The 23,225-nt window shown below is 54.6% G+C and carries 22 protein-coding genes; 15 read left to right on the plus strand and 7 right to left on the minus strand.

The annotated features are described in order from the left end of the window. Window positions 1–4 precede the first annotated feature (4 nt). The 4 genes from ACZM8Y_RS08340 to ACZM8Y_RS08355 all read left to right on the plus strand — a co-directional run bounded on the left by ACZM8Y_RS08340 (window position 5) and on the right by ACZM8Y_RS08355 (window position 3,466). Window positions 5–403, plus strand: coding sequence for a hypothetical protein (locus tag ACZM8Y_RS08340; protein ID WP_337430359.1), 399 nt, complete (start codon window positions 5–7; stop codon window positions 401–403). After that, window positions 358–1,353, plus strand: coding sequence for a hypothetical protein (locus ACZM8Y_RS08345; RefSeq protein ID WP_487479928.1), 996 nt, complete (start codon window positions 358–360; stop codon window positions 1,351–1,353). The genes ACZM8Y_RS08340 and ACZM8Y_RS08345 overlap by 46 nt, the downstream gene beginning before the upstream one ends. Before the next feature lie 66 nt (window positions 1,354–1,419). Then, window positions 1,420–2,787 (plus strand): autotransporter outer membrane beta-barrel domain-containing protein, encoded by a 1,368-nt coding sequence (locus tag ACZM8Y_RS08350; protein ID WP_479858735.1) that lies wholly within the window; start codon window positions 1,420–1,422, stop codon window positions 2,785–2,787. 169 nt (window positions 2,788–2,956) lie between these two features. Further along, window positions 2,957–3,466: a hypothetical protein gene (locus tag ACZM8Y_RS08355; protein ID WP_482331261.1), complete on the plus strand. Its 510-nt coding sequence runs from the start codon at window positions 2,957–2,959 to the stop codon at window positions 3,464–3,466. A gap of 1,998 nt (window positions 3,467–5,464) precedes the next feature. On the opposite strand, the gene kdpC is transcribed toward ACZM8Y_RS08355, so the two are convergent. The 3 genes from kdpC to kdpA all read right to left on the minus strand — a co-directional run bounded on the left by kdpC (window position 5,465) and on the right by kdpA (window position 9,932). Further along, on the minus strand, window positions 5,465–6,052 hold the full coding sequence (gene kdpC, locus ACZM8Y_RS08360; protein WP_302553849.1) for a potassium-transporting ATPase subunit KdpC: 588 nt from the start codon (window positions 6,050–6,052) through the stop codon (window positions 5,465–5,467). Window positions 6,053–6,146: 94 nt separating this feature from the next. Then, on the minus strand, window positions 6,147–8,210 hold the full coding sequence (gene kdpB, locus ACZM8Y_RS08365) for a potassium-transporting ATPase subunit KdpB (RefSeq protein ID WP_302553848.1): 2,064 nt from the start codon (window positions 8,208–8,210) through the stop codon (window positions 6,147–6,149). Window positions 8,211–8,240: 30 nt separating this feature from the next. Then, window positions 8,241–9,932 (minus strand): potassium-transporting ATPase subunit KdpA, encoded by a 1,692-nt coding sequence (gene kdpA / locus ACZM8Y_RS08370; RefSeq protein ID WP_337431447.1) that lies wholly within the window; start codon window positions 9,930–9,932, stop codon window positions 8,241–8,243. A gap of 629 nt (window positions 9,933–10,561) precedes the next feature. Between kdpA and ACZM8Y_RS08375 the strand changes: the two genes are divergently transcribed. The 6 genes from ACZM8Y_RS08375 (at window position 10,562) to ACZM8Y_RS08400 (ending at window position 14,832) form a co-directional block, all read left to right on the plus strand. Beyond that, window positions 10,562–11,416 (plus strand): transporter substrate-binding domain-containing protein, encoded by an 855-nt coding sequence (locus ACZM8Y_RS08375; protein WP_302553844.1) that lies wholly within the window; start codon window positions 10,562–10,564, stop codon window positions 11,414–11,416. 80 nt (window positions 11,417–11,496) lie between these two features. Next, window positions 11,497–12,201 carry an amino acid ABC transporter permease gene (locus ACZM8Y_RS08380; RefSeq protein WP_302553842.1) on the plus strand — a complete coding sequence of 235 codons (705 nt, stop codon included), beginning with the start codon at window positions 11,497–11,499 and terminating at the stop codon, window positions 12,199–12,201. Window positions 12,202–12,226: 25 nt separating this feature from the next. Further along, a complete protein-coding gene (locus tag ACZM8Y_RS08385) occupies window positions 12,227–13,000 on the plus strand; it encodes an amino acid ABC transporter ATP-binding protein (RefSeq protein ID WP_302553840.1) in 774 nt (257 codons plus the stop codon). Window positions 13,001–13,028: 28 nt separating this feature from the next. Continuing rightward, window positions 13,029–13,970: a YitT family protein gene (locus ACZM8Y_RS08390; RefSeq protein WP_479858737.1), complete on the plus strand. Its 942-nt coding sequence runs from the start codon at window positions 13,029–13,031 to the stop codon at window positions 13,968–13,970. Between the two features lie 83 nt (window positions 13,971–14,053). After that, on the plus strand, window positions 14,054–14,275 hold the full coding sequence (locus ACZM8Y_RS08395) for a hypothetical protein (protein WP_302553836.1): 222 nt from the start codon (window positions 14,054–14,056) through the stop codon (window positions 14,273–14,275). Between the two features lie 269 nt (window positions 14,276–14,544). Further along, entirely contained in the window at window positions 14,545–14,832 is a 288-nt protein-coding gene (locus ACZM8Y_RS08400) for a hypothetical protein (protein ID WP_487479926.1), read from the plus strand. 745 nt (window positions 14,833–15,577) lie between these two features. Here the strand turns inward: ACZM8Y_RS08400 and ACZM8Y_RS08405 are convergent. The 4 genes from ACZM8Y_RS08405 to ACZM8Y_RS08420 form a co-directional block, all read right to left on the minus strand. After that, window positions 15,578–15,907, minus strand: a complete 330-nt coding sequence (locus ACZM8Y_RS08405; RefSeq protein WP_479859760.1) for a hypothetical protein — start codon at window positions 15,905–15,907, stop codon at window positions 15,578–15,580. After that, on the minus strand, window positions 15,904–17,748 hold the full coding sequence (locus ACZM8Y_RS08410; RefSeq protein ID WP_479859759.1) for a PepSY-associated TM helix domain-containing protein: 1,845 nt from the start codon (window positions 17,746–17,748) through the stop codon (window positions 15,904–15,906). Before ACZM8Y_RS08410 ends, ACZM8Y_RS08405 begins: the two co-directional genes overlap by 4 nt. Beyond that, window positions 17,745–17,999, minus strand: coding sequence for a hypothetical protein (locus ACZM8Y_RS08415; RefSeq protein ID WP_479859758.1), 255 nt, complete (start codon window positions 17,997–17,999; stop codon window positions 17,745–17,747). The genes ACZM8Y_RS08410 and ACZM8Y_RS08415 overlap by 4 nt, the downstream gene beginning before the upstream one ends. Before the next feature lie 107 nt (window positions 18,000–18,106). Then, window positions 18,107–20,155: a TonB-dependent receptor domain-containing protein gene (locus ACZM8Y_RS08420; protein WP_482331238.1), complete on the minus strand. Its 2,049-nt coding sequence runs from the start codon at window positions 20,153–20,155 to the stop codon at window positions 18,107–18,109. Window positions 20,156–20,497: 342 nt separating this feature from the next. Here ACZM8Y_RS08420 and ACZM8Y_RS08425 point away from each other — a divergent pair, with 342 nt between their 5' ends. From ACZM8Y_RS08425 to ACZM8Y_RS08445, 5 genes are all read left to right on the plus strand, one after another. Continuing rightward, on the plus strand, window positions 20,498–21,013 hold the full coding sequence (locus tag ACZM8Y_RS08425) for a response regulator (RefSeq protein ID WP_482331235.1): 516 nt from the start codon (window positions 20,498–20,500) through the stop codon (window positions 21,011–21,013). Then, window positions 20,961–21,200, plus strand: coding sequence for a winged helix-turn-helix domain-containing protein (locus ACZM8Y_RS08430; protein ID WP_482331232.1), 240 nt, complete (start codon window positions 20,961–20,963; stop codon window positions 21,198–21,200). The genes ACZM8Y_RS08425 and ACZM8Y_RS08430 overlap by 53 nt, the downstream gene beginning before the upstream one ends. Continuing rightward, window positions 21,200–22,528 carry a sensor histidine kinase gene (locus ACZM8Y_RS08435; RefSeq protein WP_479859310.1) on the plus strand — a complete coding sequence of 443 codons (1,329 nt, stop codon included), beginning with the start codon at window positions 21,200–21,202 and terminating at the stop codon, window positions 22,526–22,528. The genes ACZM8Y_RS08430 and ACZM8Y_RS08435 overlap by 1 nt, the downstream gene beginning before the upstream one ends. Window positions 22,529–22,668: 140 nt before the next feature. Continuing rightward, window positions 22,669–22,929, plus strand: coding sequence for a hypothetical protein (locus ACZM8Y_RS08440; protein WP_487479925.1), 261 nt, complete (start codon window positions 22,669–22,671; stop codon window positions 22,927–22,929). Window positions 22,930–23,047: 118 nt separating this feature from the next. After that, window positions 23,048–23,170 (plus strand): hypothetical protein, encoded by a 123-nt coding sequence (locus ACZM8Y_RS08445; protein ID WP_489501703.1) that lies wholly within the window; start codon window positions 23,048–23,050, stop codon window positions 23,168–23,170. Window positions 23,171–23,225 lie beyond the last annotated feature (55 nt).

Below are 23,225 nucleotides of genomic sequence, written 5' to 3' on the forward strand. Positions count from 1 at the left end.
TAAGGTGACGAAAAGAGCAATTGGAAATTTGGTAAATCGGTATCGGGCGGTTCTGAAAAAATGCCGTTTGCTGAACGTGTTCGGTTCACTGCTGCTGGCGGGAGGGTGCATCTTCGGCATGGCTCAGACAGCCAAGGCTCAAGTAGTATTAGAACAGAAGAATATCCACTTCAGGGAGAACTATTCCAAAGAATATGCTGACAATGTTACGATAAAACTTACCAGTACCGGCACAACAAGTCAGCAAAATTATTCTCAGGAGAACTTTACACCCAATGAAGGAACTGCAAGTGGTGCCGAAGAGCCAGGCATCGGCATCGTGCTTTGGGAACAAGTAAGCTTGATCTTAAAAAAGATTTGTCCATCACTGTTAAGCCAGTTGACTTTGAAGGCAGTAAAATAGAGATGGATCGGGAAGGCATCCACATACGGGATCAAGGAACAATGCATGTGGGAGGCGATACAACCATCTTTGTGGACAATTACCGGCATACCGATGCGTATCCTCCAGTTGCAGCCGATGAAGATTACGGTATGAGTTCCCAGAAAGGAATTTCCCTTTCCGGGGAAGAAGCATTTCTCGACTTGGATGGAAATCTCGACATCACCATGCTGAACGGCAACCGTTCCATGGGTATTTTTGCCACGGGTAAGTCCGCCTTGACGGTCGGCGGGCACACCTCCGTCATTGTCAGAAATGCGCCTTATTATACCTATGGGATTTCAAACCAGTACAGTGACCAAAAATATGCATTCAACAACTCTGCAGAAGATGCCGATCTTAACTTTCAGGGCAATCTCAATATTGAAGTTGAAGGCGGAAACAATGCTGTCGGCATCAATCTCAAGGACAGCAACCGTAATACAGACGGCGAGGATTCCATCACAGTGGACGGGCATCTTTCCATCAATGTTTCCGGGGCACAGGAATACAAAGACAAGACCAATCTGCAGAAATTCCCCAATGCCGTCTCAAATTACGGCATATTCCTGAACAACATCGCAAGTTCGACTTTCAATACCGCTGAAATCACAACTGAATCCACCGGCGAACGTGTAGAATCCATCGGTACCTATCTGTACTGGTACAGCAACGCTGCATTCAAAGGGGATGTCGCGTATAACACACAGGCCGTCGAAGGAGCAGTCGCGATTTCAGCCTTGGCGCGGGCCGGGAGCAGCATCGACTTTCAACAAGGGCTCAAGGCCAATGGCGATGTTGTCCTGAACGCTGTGGGCAATAGTTGGGGGGATGGATCTACCATCAAGGTGAATTCTTCTAAAAATCAAGAAGCCATCGTTCAGCTTGACGGCAATATCGTGGCTGGCAAGACTTCAACCGCAGACATATGAGGAGAAATAGACGGCGAACAGTACGACACTACTGTAGATACTGCTGAAACAAACAACGTCATTTCAGTGAATCTTCTCAATAAGGACTCGTATTTTACCGGCATCAACGAGTTCGGAAATGAGGGCAGCAAGATTGACCTGACCTTCGCCAACGGCGCGCGCTGGAACATGACGGGAGACTCTCCGGTTTCCACGCTTGCCATGCGGAACGGAGGCATCGTGGACCTGACCTATGGCAACGACCCGGCCACAACTTCCCGATTCCGCACCCTGACGGCGGACAACCTGACCGATGAAGGCGGTATTTTCCGGGTCAATACAGACATCAAAAACGATAAGACCGACCAAATCATCATCGGCGAGGGAGCCGGGACGCATCAGATTGAGGTAATGCCCACCGGCACGGGCGCGGATCGCGAAGCAATGGATTCCTTCATTGTCCAACAGCATGACGGCAACGCTTCCTTCTCGCTGGCCAACGAGGACGGCAAGGTGGAGCAAGGGCTGTATTTTTACGAGCTGGCGGACCGGACGGGCAGCGACGGACAGGAATGGTACCTGAAACGTGCGTCTTCCGGCATTGCCCCAGACACGCCGACGGGTGAAGCGGAAGCCTCGCTTTCCGGTCTGGCCGGGCATTACGCCATGTGGTACGGCCAGCTCACCGACCTGCGCAAGCGTCTGGGCGAAGTGCGCTACGGCACGCAGACCGGCCTGTGGGTGCGCGGCTTCGCCGACAAGTCCCGCCTCGACGGGCTGGCAGGTTCCAGCTTCACCCAGAACCTGTACGGCGGTTCCATCGGGTATGACACGCTGCTTGCTGATAGTGGACAATATAACTGGATTGTGGGGATGCAGCTCCGCAGCGCCCATGCCGACCAGAGCACCAATGGCCAGTGGGGCGGACATGGAAAACTGACCAGCATGGGTGGCGGCTTGTACTCCACATGGGCTCACACTGACGGCTGGTATGTGGACGCCGCCGCCACAATGGACTGGTATAACCACAAAATCCGCGCCACCATGCGGGACGGCACAAGGGTGCATGACGACCGTTCTTCCTACGGGCTTGGCGCTTCGCTGGAAGCCGGACGCAAGATAGACTTCGGCTTCAGCAATGAAGGACGCGACCACTGGTTCGTGGAGCCGCAGCTCCAGCTTTCCTACTTCTGGGTGAAGGGCGGCGACTTCACGGCCAGCAACGGCATGGAAATCGATCAAAAGGACATGGATTCCCTGACCGGGCGCGCCGGTCTCGTGCTCGGCAAAAAATTCGCTCTGGATGGCGGCAACGGCTCCCGCTACATCCAGCCCTATGTGAAGGCCGGCCTGAACCATGAATTCCTGGGAGAACAGGAAGCCCATCTCAACGGCGTCCGCATGACCTCCGAACTGGAAGGTACCCGCGGCTACTACGGCGTGGGCGTGGATTGACAGGCCACGGACAACCTCCGTCTTTACATGCAGGCCGAACGCGAACACGGCGAACATTTCACCCGTGAATACAACGTGTCCGCCGGACTGAAGTGGAGTTTCTAATATGTGGAACGGGCACGGCAAACAGAAATATGCCGTGCCCGCTTCTCCGATAGGAATCCCCTGCATGAAATACGGAACAGTATTCCTCCTCGCTTTCCTTTTATTGTTCCCTTCTGTCAGCCGGGCAGTGGAAACACCCTTGGGGGACTTCCCAGAATGGGGAGAATCCATTGAGCGGATTACCACGAAGCGTCATATTATCAGGCACGTCAGGGAGGAAAGCCTGAGCCTCCTTTTCAATGTTCCCGTTCAAACTATGCTTGCCCGTGAGACCGTAGAAAAACAGGAATATACGGTTCTTTACTCCTTTCTCGACAACAAGCTGATTGAATACGTCCTCCATCTTGAGTATGGCAGTGCAGACATATACGATGCCACAAAAACCCATCTTGAGATGTTGTATGAAAAATATACCGGTACGCTCTTTTCAGACAACAAGGATGTCTTTGTGGATAAAAAAGGAAAAACCGGCATCCTTTTGCTGAAAAATGAAACTGAAGGCATTTTTCTCTATTTTCTCGATATGGAAGCCTATACTGCCAGAAAAAACAACCCTAAAGGGCGATGGGAATAATGCCTCACCAGCATTATGAAGGAGTATCTCTTTTGAAGGTGAAACGTACTTTTTGTTATGCTGATTTCAAATGGCTGTGCCATAGGCATAGGAAATGCTTCATGCGTCCTTGAAATTCTAGATACTTTCTTCGAGTTCCAAAGGGATAGCCAATAAAATACTCAGTCATGGAGTCCGCCAACGAAAAACTGGAGAAAAAGGCCGTATTTTCACCATACTGTGGAGATGAAAAACTACATCCTAATGGCGGGCCATTCATTTTTACCTCTTGGGGCACCAACAGGTATCTGGAAAAACATCATATTATTCTGTAATATCATTATATTATAGTAAATTTTTATATTATAAGCACCCTGCCCTTCTGGTTATGCCGTCCGCTTTGCATCGCCGTTTTCTTCCCATCCTACGTTGGAACCTTCCTCCGATTTGACATTTTCAGATTCAATATCCGCAATAACTCTATCCAGTAAGGCCATGCCCCTCATGAAGCTTCTGGGAAGGCATTTCTATCTTCTACGGCTGGGCCGTGGGTTCTTTCTTCCCCCAAAAGGAAGTATCCCATAAGCCCCTGACCTCCCCCTCTTGTTCGCTAACCACCTCACTATCTATATGAAATGCTCGCCATCGCTGCGGCCTCCGCCTCATAACCATGCCCATCCGTCCGCAAATAATCCGCTGCGCTCATCATTTCACCGGAACCCACCGCACGGTCCGTCCCTGTATATGGGCTTGGAAAAGGAAGTGGAATACGAAAAACTAAAAATTTTTTGGCTGTGTCATAGAAAATGGTTGATGCTTTTTCCCTTGAAGCTCCAAAGGAATAACCGACAAAATGCCTTAGCCGTGGATTCCGCCAAGGATAAAACTGGAGAACAAGGCTGTATTTTCATCACCCTATGACGATGAAACAACCGCATGCTATGGCACAGCCCAATTTTTCCTTTCTGTCTTGGGGCATTGATGAAAATAAAGTCAGGCTCTTTGCCCCATTGTGGGGTAAGGTATCGCCAATAAGAGGATGGCATGGCTGGGCATAATCAGGAGCAGTACATTGTTATGCATCTTACCAGCTTCTGTGTTACAATCCGTTAGGTGAACCGTATTGAAATCCGATGAGAAAAAATGCTGCCCATGCTGTCATGGTGCCGGGTGATATAAATATTACATAATGTATGGATATACTGTGCAATTATTACAAAATGCAATATTTGCATAAGGAACAAGGTAGGCAATCATATAAATATGATTACATTTCAATATAATACTAAACCATTTTTTCTTGGCATACTTACTGCATTCATTCTCGTACGATCATTCTCCTCATGATCGCGTGAAGTTGCTAGCTGTTCCGTCTAGGAAACGGTGACTTATCCATGTAGCCGTTTCAGCGTGCAACGGAATAAAGTCCACAAGCTCCAATATGTGGCACTCTCAAATCCCCTAGGCGTAGTGTAGTGATTACGCCGTCCCCAAAAGGCGATCTTTTCGGATCGCCTTTCTTTATATCTTGGCTATGGCACAGGAGGCGGCTGATGCTTTTCTTGGGGTTCTCACGGGATAGAAAACACCTTAGCCATCATTGGAGTCATCCAACGAAAAAACTGAAGAAAAAGGCTCTATTTTCACGATACTGTGGAGATGAAACAGCCGCACCCTATAACAGAGCTATATATACAATTATACATTTAATATATTTCGTCCAATAATGTATATGAAGTATTGTATCTCTTTGTTGATTTTTATAGCACATCAAGATAAACGTATAAGGCCATATACAGATATAAATGACTCATTCCACACATAATAATTATACGTTTTTTATCTATTTTTCTCACCGGAAGGCTCTATCTGAGATATGCTGCCGATTACCTGCCCGGCTCTTCAAGAAATAAAACATCAATCGGCTGCTGCGAAACGCGCCATATGCCAAAAGAAGGAGGCCCCTTCTTCCTTGAGGGGGCCTCCTTCTCTTACCTATGCAGCATGCAAGAAGAACAATCAGTTCTTATTCAGCTTATCCAGCGCAATATTAAGTTCCAATACGTTCACAAGGGGCGAATTGGTCAAAAAACCACCCGGTGTGGTCGTATGTTCTGCAATAAGTTTCTTGACGGTATCCTTATCAATGCCACGCGCAGCAGCTACACGGTCAAGCTGGTATTCAGCAGCGGCAAGCGTGATATGAGGATCCATACCAGCCCCCGAAGCGGTCACGAGATCAGCCGGAATTTTGTTGTCGGCCGTGGCGCCGTATAGGGAAATGGTTTCTTGGGCCCGCTCACGCAATTCCTTACTCGCAGGGGAAAGGTTGCTGCCTCCGGTCGCAGCGGCGTTGTAATCCACAGCGGACGGACGCGGCCAGAAGTATTCGGGTTTCGTAAAGGACTGAGCAATCTGAGAGCTGCCGATAACCTCTCCCTTGTCGTTATGCAGCAGATAGCCGTTAGCCGAGAACGGGACGAAGGTTTGCCCGATGCCAAAGATAAGCAGCGTATAGAGCACGCAGCAGACAAACATAGTCGCGATGACCAAACGGAAGTTCGTCAAAAGCTGGGTTGCGAGCTTGATGGAAGGTGTAGTCGTCATTGTTTATAGACTCCGAGCCAGCCGAATGCGGAAGGCGTTGGGTAGATGGTGTCTTGGGCAGGCGCACCGGGCATCCGATGCGCCTGCGTATTGGCTAAAACAAGCCGATGCCGCACAGCACAATGTCGATCAACTTGATGCCGGCAAAGGGGATGAGCACGCCGCCGAGCCCGTAAACCAGCAGGTTATGCCGCAGGACGCTGTCAGCCCGCATCGGACGGTACTTCACACCCTTGATGGCGATGGGGATCAGCAGCGGGATGATGATCGCATTGAAGATCAGGGCAGAGAGGATAGCGCTCTGCGGAGTGCCGAGGCCCATGATGTTCAGGGCGGACAACTGCGGGATGGCGAGCATGAACATGGCCGGGATAATGGCGAAGTACTTCGCCACATCGTTGGCGATGGAGAAGGTCGTCAGCGCGCCGCGGGTCATGATGAGCTGCTTGCCGATTTCGATGACTTCGATGAGCTTGGTCGGGTCGCTGTCGAGGTCAACCATGTTGCCGGCTTCTTTGGCGGCCTGCGTACCGGAGTTCATGGCCACGCCTATATCTGCCTGAGCCAGAGCGGGCGCGTCGTTGGTGCCGTCGCCCATCATGGCGATCAGATGGCCGGAAGCCTGCTCCTTACGGATATAGGCCAGCTTGTCCTCAGGCCGAGCCTCGGCGATGAAGTCATCCACGCCCGCCTGCTTGGCTATGGCCGAAGCGGTCAGCGGGTTGTCGCCGGTCACCATGACGATGCGGATACCCATAGCCCGCAGACGGGCAAAGCGTTCCTTGATGCCGGGCTTGAGCACGTCGGCCAACGCGACAACGCCGAGCACACGTTCATTGCGAATGACCACAATGGGGGTGCTCCCCTGGCTGGCGATGTCGTCAACGGTTTTGCCGAGCCCTTCGGGAAGCGAAGCGTTCATCCGTTTGACGCAGTTGCAAATGGAATCCGAAGCCCCCTTGCGGTAAAGGGTGCCGTCAGGCAGCTCCAGACCGCTGAGGCGGGACTGCGCGGTGAAGGGAATCACCTTGGAGTCAGGCACTTCATGCGGAGCCGAAGCGCCGAGGACTTTACGCGCCAGCTCTACGATGGACTTCCCTTCCGGGGTGGCATCCCCGAAGGAGGCGAACATAGCCGCTTCAGCCAGTTCAGCCTCGCTCACGCCCTGCACAGGGTGAAAGCTCATGGCATGGCGGTTCCCCATCGTGATCGTACCGGTCTTGTCAAGAAGCAAGGTATCGATGTCACCGGCCAGTTCCACAGCCTTACCGCTCTTCGCCAGCACGTTGGCGGCGAGGGCGCGGTCCATGCCGGCCAGCCCGATGGCGGCCAGCAGCGCGCCGATGGTGGTCGGGATAAGGCACACGAGGAGCGCGATCAGCGTCGGGATGGGCAGCTCGACATCAAAATAGAGCCCCATCGGATACAGCGTCCCGGTCACAAGCAGGAAGGCGAGGGTCAGCCCGGCGAGGGTAACGGTCAACGCGCATTCGTTGGGGGTCTTCTGGCGCACGGCGCCTTCGACCAGCGCGATCATGCGGTCAAGGAAGGAATCGCCGGGCGCGGCAGTGATGCGGACGGTGATCGAGTCGGACAGTACGCGGGTGCCGCCGGTAACGCCGGAACGGTCGCCGCCGGCCTCGCGGACCACGGGCGCGGATTCGCCGGTGATGGCGGATTCATCCACGCTGGCCGCGCCTTCCACCACTTCGCCGTCGGTGGGGATAAATTCCCCAGCGCTGACAACCACGAGGTCGCCCTGCTTGAGCATGTCGGACATGACCTCAACGGGCTTTCCGTCCACAAGCTTCTTGGCGACGGTCTTGGAACGGGTACGCTTCAGGGTGTTGGCCTGCGCCTTGCCGCGGGCCTCCGCCAGCGCCTCGGCAAAATTGGCGAACAGCACGGTAGCCCACAGGATGACGGTCACCGCCAGCGTATAGGCCATGGAAGGGCTGCTGCCCAGCGCATCCATCACAAAGGTCAGGGTCGTCAGCAGCGCGCCGATTTCCGTCACGAACATGACGGGGTTACGCATCATAATCTTCGGGTTAAGCATGGCGAAGGACCGGAAAAAGGCGATCCTGACCAGTTCGCCCTCAAACAGGGAGGGGCGGCGGCTCGCTTGGCGATCCCTTAATACACTCGTAACATTCATATGTTCCATTCCTTATGTACGATCAGAGAATCAGTTCGCGGCAATGCCGGCAACATTGACAAGGTGGTCGGCGATGGGGCCGAGCACGGCGGCGGGCATGAAGAGCAGCGCGCCGACGAAGAGCACGCAGCCGAACAGCACGCAGCCAAACAACGGGGTATCCGTGCGCAGGGTACCGGCAGTTTCGGGGCTGGCCTTCTTGGAGGCCAGGGAGCCCACGATGGCCATGGGGAACACAATGGGGATGAAGCGGTTAAGCAGCATCACGAGGCCGGTAGCCACGTTCCACGGCACGGTGTTGTCGCCAAGCCCCTCAAAGCCGGAACCGTTGTTGGCCGACGAGGAGGTGAACTCGTACAGGATTTCCGAAAAGCCGTGGAAGCCGCTGTTCAGGACGGTATCCGTGCCCCACGAGGTAGCGGCGAACAGGGCCGTGCCGCCAAGGATGAACAGCGGGTGGGCCAGTACGCCAAGAAGGGCGAACTTCATTTCGCGGGTTTCCACTTTTTTGCCCAGATATTCGGGAGTACGCCCCACCATCATGCCGCTGATGAACACGCCGATGACGATGTACAGGAACATGTTGACAAAACCGACGCCCACGCCGCCGAAAGTGGTGTTCAGCCACATGCCGACCATAGGCACGAGCCCGGCCAGAGGGTTGAGGCTGTCGTGCATGCAGTTGACCGAACCGTTGCTGGAGCAGGTCGTGAACACGCTGTACGTCGGCCCGGCGGATACGCCGAAGCGCAGTTCCTTTCCTTCAAGGTTGGAGCTTTCCGCCACAGGCAGATCATGGAACGCGGCGGAAGGAGCGCTCTCGAAATAGACGGAGAAGCCGATTTTAAGGATCATGAAGGCGAGCATGACGGCGAAAATGACGGCGGCATGCTTCATACGCTTGGTGATACGGCCGAACATCCACACGCACCCCATCGGGATCACGACGAGGCACATCGTTTCGATCATGTTGGTGAAGAAGTTGGCGTTTTCAAAAGGATGCGTGCCGTTGGGGCCGAAGAAGCCGCCCCCGTTGGTGCCGAGGTCCTTAATGGTCAGGAAAGCCGCCACGGGGCCACGGGCGATGGTCTGCTTCGCCCCTTCCAAGGTGGTGGCCACGACAGACCCATCAAACGTCATGACAAGGCCGCCGAGCACCAGCATGGTGGCCGTGATCACGCAAATGGGGATCAGCACAAGGAAGGTGGAGCGCATCAAATCCATGTAGAAGTTGCCGAACACGGTTTTTCCGCTCAACCCACGGGCAATGGCCGTAAGAACACAAAGGCCGGTTGCGGGCGTGACATACTGAAGCCACATGATGCTGAACAGTTGGGAAAAATAGCTGAGAGCCTGCTCCCCAGAGTAATGCTGCAGGTTGGTATTCGAGGTAAACGAGGCGACCGTGTTGAAGATCAGGCTCGGTTCCAGAACCCCCTTGCCGTCGGGGTTGAGCGGCAGCACCTGCTGCAGGCCCAGAATGATGAACGCTACCGTAAAGATGATCGTATTGAACAGCAGCATGGAAAACGTGTATTGTTTCCAATCCTGCTCCACAGTGACGGAACGCCCGCCGATTTTAACGAAAAGAGCGTCAAGAGCGTAGCGGAAACCGCCTTTCTGCTGAGGATCACACATCCCCCATGTAGCCAGCTTGCCGATGTACCACGAGACAAGCACTGAGAGAAATATAACGAGTGCAGGATATAAAAGAGACTGCATAGCGGACTTCCATTATTTTTGTTTTGTATACAAAATCACATAAACGAGATAGCAGGCGCAGTAAGCCAGCGCGATACCAGCAATATACAACATACGTTCCCTCTCCTCATATCCTGTCACATAAATAGACAAGACCAAACATGCACACGAATGTGACTAGGCCAAGAAGCAGCATTCCTACAAACATAGATCCTCCAAATCCAGAAAATATGTTCTTTATGAAGGGGGGTGTGAACCTCCGGGGCATGCCGAACGGCAAAGTGCCTTCTCACACGCACAGCCCCCAAAAAGAACACCACCCTTTAGCAACACCCGTGCCAGATCTTATTTGCCTGAAATAAAAAAGAGTTACCCGCCCGGCATACGCACTTTTTTATTGCATTCCGCAATACCGCGGCCTTTCAGCCATTGCATTTTGCACGATCCGCCGTTTCCCCGCTTCATATTGCAAAATGCAAAAGCTTCTCGCCGTTTGTTTTAATTTGTAATGGGCTGAGCTTCCTGTTTTTATAAAATATATATTAATTTAGGAATGTTATATTCATGGAATGTTTTTTGCTGAAAAATAAAAAAACCTTGGGCTACCCATGCGAACAACACATCTAAAACCAAAAGATTCAGGGAATGCTATGAACGCACTTCGATGTTTGGCTGTTGCCATGATCTGCCTTTTTTCTTTTATTGCCGGCGGATGCGACAACTCGGAAGAGCATGCGCAGACATCAGCCGAACAAAAGGTTTTGAAAGTTGGTTTCGAGGGGATGACCGTCCCCTGCAACTGGACACAGGACACGGATATTCATGGAGCCGTGCGGATTCAGGGTTCCAAGCAATTCCTATGCGGTTTTGAAATTGACTATATGAAACGGCTTTGCGAACTGGCGGGCTATAAGCTCGAAGCCTACAAGTTCGACTGGGACGGCATGCTCATGGCTGTGGCCACAGGGAAGGTGGACTGTGCCGTCTCGATGATTGTGCCAACGCCGGATCGGAAGCTGTCCATAGATTTCACTGTTCCGTATTATTACGGGGAAACAGTGGGGCTGGCTCAAAAAGACAGCGCTTATGCCGCCGCCAAGTCCGTAGCGGAATTGCGCGGCGCCCGCGTGACCTCCATGCTCAACACCCTGTGGTATACCGAGCAGATCGACCGGTTGCCCAATGTGGAAAAACTCCCCGCCTTGGAAAATGTCCCGGCCCTGGTCGTGGCCCTGCAGTCCGGCAAGGCGGATATGATCCTGCTTGACCGCCCCACGGCGGAAGCCATTGTCATCGCCAACCCCGATCTCCGCATACTGCCCTTCTCCGGGGAAGGGAGTTTCAATATCTCAAAAGAAGAGACGGCGTGCGCCATCGCCCTGCCGAAGGGAAATGCGGAACTGCAAAAAATGCTGGAGTCGGCGATGTCCAAAATCTCCAAATCGGATGTGGACGAAATGATCCGGGATGCATGCCGCAACCAGCCTCTGACGAAACTCCCCTGATACGCTGACTGAAAAATTGAGAAGGACAGCTCAGAAAGCTGTCCGTTCAGCCGAATAATATTTTTTAGCGAGGCGTAGTTATGGATATGGGATTTTGGGGATGGGTTTATTTTCTCACCCAAGAGTATGGAACGGTTTTTCTGAACGGCGCGGGAATTGCCCTTTTTCTGGCCGTCATGGGAACATTGCTCGGAACCCTGATTGGAAGCTGTGGGTGCGTTCTGGCCGCCATTCCGAGCCTTCCTGAAGACAAGCGCATAAAAAGGCTGGCCCTACACGCGGTACGCTGGCTGGTCGCCGCCTATGTATGGCTGTTGCGGGGAACCCCCATGATGGTGCAGGCGATGGTCATTTATTACGGGGCTTCCGCACTGTTCCAGTGGGACCTCAATCCTATAAGCGCAGGGCTCTTCGTCGTTTCCATCAATACAGGCGCCTATATGGTGGAAACCATGCGCGGAGGCATCCAATCCGTGGACCCCGGCCAAATGGAAGGGGCAAAGGCCATTGGCATGGGCTATTTTCAAGCTATGCGCCTCATCATCCTTCCGCAGGCCTTTCGCAATATCATCCCGCAAATAGGAAATTTTCTTATCAGCAATATTAAAGATACATCCGTTTTAAGCATCATCACGGTCAATGAGCTTTTTTATAGCGGACGTGAAGCCGCCGGAAATTATTTTAGGTATTTTGAAGCATTTTTTATTGTCTGCGCCATTTATCTCATCTTGACGAGCATCATGACGCTTCTTCTCAATCGTTTTGAGCGGGTGCTGACCCGCTGACCCCGTATAGGTAAGGAAATAAAAAATGCATAAGGAACGAATGCAATCCATGGTTCTCCAAAAGGAGCCGATCCTTTATATCAAACAACTGAGCAAGCAGTATGGAGAACGTGTTATCCTGCGTGATATAACCATGAATATTTATCCCTGTGAAGTTGTAAGCCTGATCGGGGCATCAGGCTCAGGGAAATCAACGCTGTTGAGGTGCATCAACCAGCTTGAAACCCAAACATCCGGGAAAATTTATTTTGAAAGGAAACGTGTGGGCCGCAAGGGGTTCGATTTGGCCCAGTACCGAACGCGGGTTGGAATGGTGTTTCAGCATTTCAACCTGTTCAATAACCTGAATGTGCTGCAAAACTGCGTAGTTGGCCCAATAAACGTCATGCACAGGAACAAAGAGGAGGCATGCAGCGATGCTCTGGGCTACCTGAAGAAAGTTGGAATGGAAGCTTACGCGGATGCCCTTCCGAAACAGCTTTCCGGGGGGCAGAAGCAGCGGGTTGCCATTGCACGCGCCCTTTGCATGCACCCTTCCGTCATGCTCTTCGATGAGCCGACGTCAGCCCTAGACCCTCAAATGGTGGGGGAAGTTTTGGAGACGATACGCTCCCTGGCCCAAGAAGGCATGACTATGCTTATCGTTACGCATGAAATGCAGTTCGCACGCGATATTTCCAGCCGCGTGGCGTTCATGCACAATGGGGTCATTTTAGAAGAGGGAACGCCGCAAGATATTTTTGAAAGGCCTGCCTCTCCTCAGACAGCGGACTTTTTGAAGCGTTTTCTCGATCGCTGACATCAAGTGGCAAAAACGGATTACCACCATGACGCTTGTCAAAGATTACAAACAGATTTGGTATGACATAATATACTACCTCAGCGGAAGCCTATGCTATTCCATTGGGATCTATTCTTTTGCCAAAGATGCTGGCTTCGCTCCCGGAGGCTTTTCCGGAATCGCTCTGATTTGCAACCATCTTTGGAACCTGCCTATCGGCACCATGACATTGCTGTTCAATATACCGGCCATCCTTATCAGCTACAATGTCCTGGGGCGGGGCTTCCTGTTCAAATCACTTATAGCAATGGGGCTGTGTACTCTCTTTTTAGACGTAATCTTTCCTTTATTCCCTGTCTATGAAGGGGACCCCTTTCTGGCAGCCCTTTATTCCGGCGTGTTTATCGGGGTGGGGCTGGCGCTTCTGTATATGCGGGGAGCGTCGTCGGGAGGGACGGATTTCCTTACCCTGACGATAAAAGTCCTCTACCCGCATTTCTCCATTGGTTTCGTAACCCTTGTCTTTGATCTTCTCGTCATCCTTCTCGGCTGGCCCGTTTTCGGAAGCATCGACTCGGTACTTTATGGTTTGGCTTCTACTGCGCTTACATCATTGGTCATTGATAAGATTATGTATGGCATCGGCGCGGGAAAGCTGGTGGTGATCGTCACCAATCAAGGGCATGCCATCGCCAAGCGGATTGCTGAAATATCCAAGCGCGGCTCCACATTATTAAACGGCATAGGCACATATACAGGAACATCCAGGCATGTACTCCTCTGTGCCTGCACAAGAACGGAAATCTACACCATCTGTTCAGCAGCAAAAGAAATCGATCAGGGGGTCTTTGTCATGGTCACCGAAACGAGTGAGGTCTTTGGCAGGGGATTTATTGAAGGGAGCGTTAACTCGCAAGCGCTTCCTGTACGCAACAGGAAGAACAAAAGACGTAAGTACCGACTGCCGTCATCAACGCCTTCATACTAGATAGAACGCAATAATTATCCGAAGATACAAATACAGCGGTTCTTTTTATTCAATATGGCAGTAAGCTCAAAAAGGAGTGCTATATGGAAAAATTGTTCCTTATGGGCTTTATCGGTATATTAGGTTATTCCATAGGCTATTTTATAGGCAGATACAATGAAAAATACCGTGTAAGATCCATGTATCTTAAACGCCTTTCCAATGAAATAAAACATGCCCGCCAGCGCGGATTCCTAGATGGATATTATGCCTCGCTTAAGCGGACACAAGGCAAACAACAAGTAAAAAAATTGTCACAGCTATAAATTTTACTGAAAACGGACAAACAGTCTAAATATATTTGTCCATATCTTATGACAATATCATCATTGCATTCGGCATTGCATCAATAAAAAAATTAGCTCGAATAGGTGGAAAGCTGTCCAATTTATTACTATAAAAGTAAGAGAGAGAGAGAGAGAGAGAGAGAGAGAGAGAAAAAGAAAGAAAGCCCTGCCCTAGGGCGACGTGCTGGTCATGGGCGCGGGTGCGAGAGGGTTTGCGGTTCTTATCATTTTAGGCTCTGTCATGGCATGTGGTTGTTTCATCTCCACAGCACGCTGAAACTACAGCTTTTTTATCCGGTTTTCCCATTGGCGGAATCCACAGCCAAAACATTTTGTTGGTTATCCCTTTGGAACTTCAAAAAAAGCATCAACCATTTTCTATGACACAGCCTCGTTTCAATGCGTCGGATATAGACATATTATCCCCAAATATCTCCAAAAACTGTCTTCTATTGCCTCATCATATTGAGATGTTATGTATTGGCTGTGTCCTAAAAATGGTTGATGCTTTTTTCCTTGAAGTTTCAAAGGAATAACCAGAAAAATGCCTTAGCCATAGGTTTCGCCAAAGGGAAAACTGGAGAAAAAGGCTGTATTTTCACCATGCTATGGGATGAAACAACCGCATGCTATGACAGAGCCTATGTGTTTATGCTTCATTCAGCCTGCTCAGAACCGGCCTCTTCCGTCGGCAGGAGTGTACCCCATCACCGAGAGGGATTTTGAGCACGCCCACGGCCCCAGATGGGCACTCCCTTATGGGGCTGTGACGCACAGCAGCTCTGGCCTTGGGCGGCTTTAGGGAATGAGGACAATATCGGGAACGGTTGCAGGCGATGGCCGGGCTGGGCACGATACCAAAAAGGAGCAAGTGGAGCGTTTTTGCCTTCAGGAAATGCCGAAGCGAAGGGAAGAGTCTATCAGATTTGCTCTAGGCCGTGTCGTCATTTAATATATAATTACTTGAAATTATTGAAACAATATTTTGCAATCCAAAAACAGTTCAATAGTTTCAATATATTATATCTAATTGACGACACGGCCTGGTTTTGGTGCGCCGTGTGTTACGCCATCAATTGGTGAGGTGTGCCCGGAGGACTGTACAGTTCGTTATCTTATCCGGGCACGGCAACAGTTTTTTAAGTGCATTAACTTGAAAAACAAATGCTTGCCGTCCCCATCGCACAAGGCTTCCATGTGTGGCGTACCTTATTGCATACCAAAGCGGTTAAGCCGTCCGCACAGGCGAAGATGGGACGGCAAAACCGGCAAACTATGGTATTACAAAACACTGAGCAGTACGGCAGGGAAAAACAATAGCCGGGTTAGCGTGACGGCCTTTTTTGAAGCCCACTCCCGGAGGGAGGGGGAAGCGAAAGCGAGAAAGAGGACTGCAAGCACTCCCGATGGCGCGAACAGGCCGAACCATACCAGCGTCCCCACGCCCGGCCCATAGGCATGGCAGGTGAACAGCAAGGCCAACCCCAGCGGCAGCCAGCCCTCATGCCAGCGGAACAAGGGATGGTCAGGGATGGGGGCATGCCCGTCCGGATCTTTGATCCCAAGCAGGCAGCACCCCGCCAACAACAAAAGGAAGGCGCAAAAGCTCATGATTCGGTACCTCCCGTGCGGGTGGGCTGGCCAGGTTTTTCAGCGTCCGCGTCAGTGCCGGGAAAGCTGGAGCCGTTTTTTTCCGACGATGTTTCTTCCCCAATGGAGGGCACTTCCGATGGGCCGTCGTATGCGGGTGGGGTCGATTCCGCCTTGCTGCGGGCAAACGGCCCTTTTTTCCAAAAGGCGAGGGCGCTGTGAAGCTTTCCAAGCCGGTCGTGCAGCCAAGCCCGGAAGGAATGCGCCCCGGAGGAAGGCAGGAAGGCCCGCGCCCGGCGGTGTTCACGTATACCGGCGGTCAGCAGCCCAAGGCCCACGGCAAGGGCCGCACAATCAATGCCCGCAAGCTGCCAGGGGCCGCTCATAAGGGAACCCGGCAGGGCTATCCCTCCGGTCATGCCGTTGAGCACCGGGAGCAATGCGAGGGCCGCGCCCCCCACCACAAGCTGTTCGCCGCGGGCCAAAGGCCACGGACGCGCCCAAGCGTGCGTGAAACAGCAAGCCCACACAAAAAAGAATGTGAGCATTTCCCACACGTCGCGCTGAATCAGGTCGGCGGAAAGCAGGCGGTTCCCCCAGAAGAATGAGGCTACGGAAAGGGGCAGCCCCGCGATCAGCGCCGTGTTCACGGCGGATACCGCACGGAGGGAAGATGGGGGCGTCCCCACCTTTTCCCGCATACGTTCCCACAGGATAAGCCCAGCGGCGATCATGCCCGCAGTCAGCAGCCCGGAAAGGAACAGCAAGGCGCGCGGAAGCGGGCCGGCAAAACGCCCAAGATGGATTGCGCTGGCGGCGTACCAGACGGAACGCACGAGGGAAGGCGATTCCTCTTGCGTGGATTCATAGATTTTGCCCGTATCGGGAACGAGGGTAAGCCGTTCCGGAGTGGCCCGGCGCGCCAGCAGCCCACCGCGCGACTGGACGGCTTCAACAGAAACCGCGCGATCATCCTGGAAAGAGATGACCAGTTCCCCCGCACCGCATTCCGGCCACCGCGCATCCGCAATCCGAAGCAGGCGTTCCGGGTCGGGTATGCCATAGTCCTTCCAAGGCGTATGCCCGCCGGGGCTGTATGTCTTCTCGGCCCCATTGCCGCTGGGCAGCAGGGGGGGCCGCTTCGATTCCATGACAAAGGAACGCGCATCCTCACGGTAGAAAGGGTACAGTGCGGAAGGCAGGAGCGACTGAGCGAGCAGCACAAGCCCGGATATGGAAAACAAGAGGCAGAAGGGAAGGATCAGCCCGCCAAGGACACAGTGGGAGTCACGCCAGGCGAGTTTTCCCGGCCGGGGATGGAACAGGAAAAAATCGCGGAAAAAATGCGAACGCAGGCAAACCCCGCTGACGAGCACCACCAGCATCGCCAGCGTTGCCATACCGATCAGGCTGCGGCCCGTACCCCGGTCCACCCCAAAAAGGTCGACGTGGAGCCGATACAGGAACGTCCCGCCGCGCGTAAGGCGCGCCTCCACCTTGCCGCCGTCTTCCGGATCGAAATATTCGGGGGCCATGCCGTGGTGGGCATGCACCTCCTCCCCAGAGGCCCATGCCGCTGCGGGCAGGGGCATCCGTTCCGTGGGCAGGACGATGCGCCACATGCTTTCACCGGGGGCCCGGCTGGCGAGATAGTCCAACCCTGAACGGGCGGCCCGTACCTTTTCCTCAATGCCGGTATGGGGCAAGGCCGCCTCATGCGTTTCCGGCTGAAGCCAGAAGGTAATTTCAGAACGGTACAGCGCCAGCGAGCCGAAAAGGAACAGGAAAAAGCCGATCCATCCGATGACGAGCCCCACGGAAGAGTGCAGCTCGCGCAGGCTGCTGCGGAAGGAAACGCTCATGGCTGAACCCCCTTGTCCCGGCAGGGCGGCTGCGTAAGCAGGGACATTCCAAAGTACGCCAACATCACAAGCGGCGTAAACAAAACGAGGACGATAAGGAAAGCTGCGGCCGTCGCCTCAAAAGGAGGCAGCGGCAATACGGAAGACAGGCCAGGGGCCAACAGCCAGATACCAAGATAGCCGGCCGCGAGCGCACCTGCGGCGCGGAGCCACGGCAGGAGCCGCGGATGGATGGACAGTAGGCGATTCATTTCGGCATCCTCAGGAATAGTCAAAAAACAGGAGGGATGGCATGCGGGATTGGATGCCCGCATGCCATCCTGCCGCCCCATAAAGGGCGGATTGTCGGCGTAACGGTTTAGAAGGTATAGGCTACCTTGAGCCACAGGCGGCGGCCATCCTGCGCATAGCTGTAGGTATCGCCGGTGTCGCGCTTGTCGTTGAAGAGGTTATAGACCACGGCGCTGAGCTTGAGGTTCTCGTAGGCTTCCCAAGTGATGCCGATATCCGTGGTGAGCGTGGTGTCTTCATTTTCGTCCAGCGTGCCGCCCTGACCGAAGTTCGGATAATATTCCTTGCCCCTGTACTGGAGCGTGGCGAACGTGCTTACGTCCTCAATGGGCATCCAGTCGACGGTGAGGTTGGCCATATGCTTGGGCGTGGCCACAAGGGGAGCCCCAACAAGTCCGTCATACTTATGAAATTCATAGGGCAGGTTGGTCGCCCCGTCCGTAATCTTGGAGTGGGTGTAGGTGTAGTTGGCCTTGGCGGAAAGGGCTTCCGTGAACTTGTAGCCCAAGCTGAATTCCACGCCGTAGACATGGGCCCCGGTGACGTTGTAGTAGGTGCTGAGCCCCACCCCCGTATCCTGATCGATGATGGGCTGGCCGTCAGGCCCAAGGATGCCGTTGCTCCCCGTGTTGACGATCTTGTTTTCGTAGTCGGTGTAGAATGCGGTGACGCCGCCGCTCAAGCGCGAATCGTCATAAAGGATGCCCAGTTCGTAGTTGACGCTCTTTTCAGGATCAAGAGAGGGGTTGCCGCGGGTGATGGAACCACCCCGCTGCGGCAGGCCGAACGAGGGATCAAGCTGGATGATGGAAGGGGACTTGAAGCCCCAAGCGACGCCGCCCTTCAGCGTCCAGTCGGGCAGGAAGTTCCATACGGCGTAGGCACGCGGCGACCAGTGCCCGCCGAAGTAGTCGTTATGATCGTAGCGGACGCCCCCGGTCAGGCTGAAGTTGTCCAGCAGCCACCATTCGTCCTCGATGAAGGCTGAAAATTCTTCCATGGAAGACGTCGTATTCTTGACGTAGCCATTCGAGGTAATGGTGGAATAATACCCCGAATCCTTGAGCTCTCCCTTTTTGTACTGCCCGCCGACAAGCAGGATATGGTCGCCCAGCGGCAGGTTATAGGTGCCTTCCAGCGTGGTGTTGGTCACTTCCGGGCGGCCGCTCTGACTGCCTTCGCTGCTGATCTCCTCACGGTAGGCGTCAAATTCCATTCTGCCCGAAAGGATGTTCCCGGCATAGGAAAAGTCGTACTGCGTGCGGTCATAGATGGTTTCTTTGGAATCCGCATCGGGGGCCAGGGTCTTGCCGCCCGTCGTGTTGAACGTCTGCTCCTGTTCGGTGATGCCGAGCATGAATTCCTGCCCCTCCACAGGGGTGAACCACAACCGCGTGGTGCCGTTCAGCTTCTTGTGCCGGGCCACGCCGTCAAGAACATGGTCTTCCTGTCTGGCCGAGGCGTCACCCCAGATCTGGACGCCCAGCTTTCCGGGGATGATGGGGCCCGTCAGGTAAATATCCCCCGCCAGCGCATCGCCGCCCGATCCCTGCCGGATGGTGGAGCTGGTGGAGAACGCCCCCGTCCACTTGTCGCCCACCTTGCGGGTGATGACGTTGATCACGCCGCCCATGGCTTCGGAGCCGTACAGCGTGGACATGGGGCCGCGGATGACTTCGATGCGCTCTATGGCTTCAATCGGGGGCATCCATCTGGTTTCCATGCCCTGGTTGATGCCTCCCTTCTGAGTGGTGCCCGTCGTATTCTGGCGGCGCCCGTCCACCAAGATCAACACCTTGTCGGATTCCATGCCGCGGATGGAAATGGTGCCGGTATCCCCGCCGAGCATGGATACGCCCTCTACGTCACGCAGCGCGTCCGACAGAGAATTGACGGCCTTGTTTTCAAGCTCCTGCCGAGTGATGACGGTCACAGAGGCCGGGGCATCTTTGACTTCCTGCGCATAGCCCGCTGCGGTCACGACGACTTCGGACGAGTCGATCACATCCGCGGCATGGGCCGGGGCCGCCCCCAATGCGCAAAGCATGGCGAAAACACCGAGAGCCGGGGCCGGCTTCCCGATTTTGGCCGATACACTCTTCAAGGCGGCAGACATACCTCTCATTCCTCCTTGGCCTTATTGTCAAACGGGCCATGATACGTTAGATTGTGATTATGAAAATCAACATCACTAATGCGAGGAAAAATAAAAAGGAGTCCTGACAGCAAACTGACAGCCCCATTTTTTTTCGGGCCATGCGCAGGATTTTTGTTTTGGCTCTGTCATGGTACATGGTTGTTTTGTTTCAGCAATACACTGAAAATATATGCTTTTTATCCAAATTTTCCGCCAGTGGGTTCTGTGATTGGGGGATTTTATTGGTTATTTCCTTGGAATTTCAAGGAAATAAAGCATCAACCGTTTTCTAGGACACAGCCTTTGTTTTCTGGAGGAGTCATGACCCTGCTGGTTATTGAAGATCACCCCGTATTGCGTTCCCGGCTGATGGAACATTTCACCCGCGCGGGGTTTGCCGTGGATGCCGCACCCGACGGTGCAAGTGCGCGGGACTATTTGGATAACAGGATGTATGACGTTGTAATTCTTGATCTTGGCCTGCCGGACATGGACGGGATCGACCTGCTCGCCCGCCGGGACGGGGGCATGCAGCGCTGCGTCATCCTGACGGCGCGGGATGCGCTGGAGGATCGGGTGCGCGGGCTGGATCTCGGCGCGGACGACTATGTCCTGAAGCCGTTCGCCATGGCGGAGCTTGACGCCCGCGTCCGGGCCGTGCTGCGCCGTCCGGGAAGCATCTCTTCGGGGATATTGTCCTGCGGGAGGCTGCATTTCGACGCGCGCCCGGCACGCCTCGGTCGGAGGGCGGGCGCTGCCCCTATCGCGCCGGGAGGGGATGCTGTTGGAGGAACTGCTGCGCCAGTCCCCCCGCGTTGTGATCAAGGAGCTGCTTGAGGAACGCCTCTACAACTATGAAGAGGAAGTCACCCCGAACGCGGTGGAGGCTGTCGCTTCCCGCCTGCGCCGCAAGCTGCTCAGCGCGGGCGCGGACTGCCGCATGGAGACGGCGCGGGGGCTGGGGTACCGCATCGTTCCATCAGAATCCTCCGGCGAGAGGGCACCCTCTCAAAGGCGCGGCTGATGCCCTGCCGCCCCATAGAATTCAGCCTGCGTTCGCGCATCCTCGTGGCCTTGGTGATCGTTCTGGTGCCGGCCATCGTCTTGCCGATGATCCATGTCTATGGCACACGGGACGATCTGCGGCGCAACATACTGCTCTTCCAAGCCGAAAAGGTATCGCGGGGCATCCGCGCCGACACCGTGGATCAACTGCCCCTTACGTCCAAAAACGGCGAAGAGATGTATTACACGCTCTATACGCCGGAAGGGGAACTGCTCTGGCACTCCCCAAACGCCGGTCGCCCGCGTATGTTCCGGCCCGCGCTTCTGGACGAGAGGAAACGCTTCAACGGCTGGTATTCGGCCTACGCCGGAGCGGAAATCAGCGTTCCGGTGCGCCTCCCTGACGGCAACATCCTTATGGTGTCCAAACGCGACGAAAAGGAACGCGAGGTGCTTGACAGGCTTCTGGGGAGCCGGTTGGAAAAAAGCCTCTTCCTGCTGATGACATACGGAACGCTCGCAGTGCTGCTGGTCACGTTCCTGCTGCGGTGGACCATGCGCCCCGTTTACAGGGCCGCCGCCCTGACCCGCCGGATCAAACCCGACGAGCCGGGGCAAAGCATACCTCTGGCAGGCGTCCCTTCCGAAATGCGCGAGCTTGTGGAGGCCGCCAACGAGGTGCTCAAACGCCTCTCGGCAGCCTATCAGAGGGAAAAGCATTTCGTATCCGATGCCGCGCATCAGCTCCGCACGCCTTTGACCGTCCTTGGGCTCATGCTGGAAGAAGGCAAGAACGAAGGGCGGCCGGACTGGGAGGGGATCCGGCGGGAGTTCCGGCATATGGAACGCATGGTGCAGCAGCTTGGGCGTCTGGCCAAAAGCGAAGGGATGGCCCTGCACGCGCCCCCCAAGCCGGTCAACTTTTCCCGGCTGGTTAGGGAAACCGCGGCGGCCCTGTTCCCACTCTTTGAGAAACAGGGGAGGATGCTGGAAGCCTTCATCATGGACGGCCTCCACTGCCGCTGCGATCCCATCACCATGCGTGAACTCGTGATCAACCTGCTTGAAAACGCGCTGCTGCACGGCAAGGGGACGGTACGGGTCAGCGTGCTCCAGAAAAACGGGCGCATACTCATGGACGTGTCGGATGAAGGGGAAGGGGTGCCCGAAATGCTGCGTGAATCCATGTTTGAACGGTTCCGTAAAAGGGAAAGCAACTCCCCCGGCTCTGGATTGGGCCTTGCCATTGCACGGCAGACGGCCCGCAATGCCGGAGGCAGCGTCGCCTTCATTTCGTCCAGCCCCTGCGTGCTGCGGCTGGATATTCCGAAAGCGGCGGCGGAATGACTTCCCTCCGCCCCATGCCCCCTGAACCGGCAGGTTCCTGCCGCACGGGAACACGGACGCCGGACAATGCGCTGCGCCACATATGCACCCCTCCGGCGCGGCCTAAAAAACGGCAAGTATAACTCCGCGCCCCGCCACATATGCCGCCCCCTCCCCGTCTCCCACCAGCCCACCAAGGCAAGACCCAAGCGGTGCCCGGCACCGTCCGGCTGTTTTGGGCAAGCGGACACGCCGCTGCCGTGCATCACCGCCCCGCCGGTTCAGCCGCGAATACCGGCTCGGAGACACCCCAGTCGCCAAGAGAGGATGCCATGCTTGAGATTACCCGCATTTCCCTGCCGAAAGACGCCCCTGCCGCCAAGGGGAGATGCGCCCGTGGAACGGAGGCGGCATCGGCCTGAACCTCAGCGCCTTGGAACGGAACCGGACGGCGGATTGCTCGGCAGGCTGCCCGGCACGCCCAGAGCGGCGGACAGCCCTCTTCCGCCCCCCCAAAAAAGAAAACGGGAACGGCACTTGATGAGCCGCCCCCGTTGCCGCCTGTGCAGCCACAGGGCGTTCCCGGCATCACCGCCCCACCTGCTCAGCCGCGAATACCGGCTCGGAGACGCTCCTACCGTCAAGGGAGGATGCCATGCTTGAGATTACCCGCATTTCCCTGCCGAAAGACGCCCCTGCCGCCAAGGGAAGATGCGCC

This window comes from Bilophila sp., assembly GCF_057864385.1.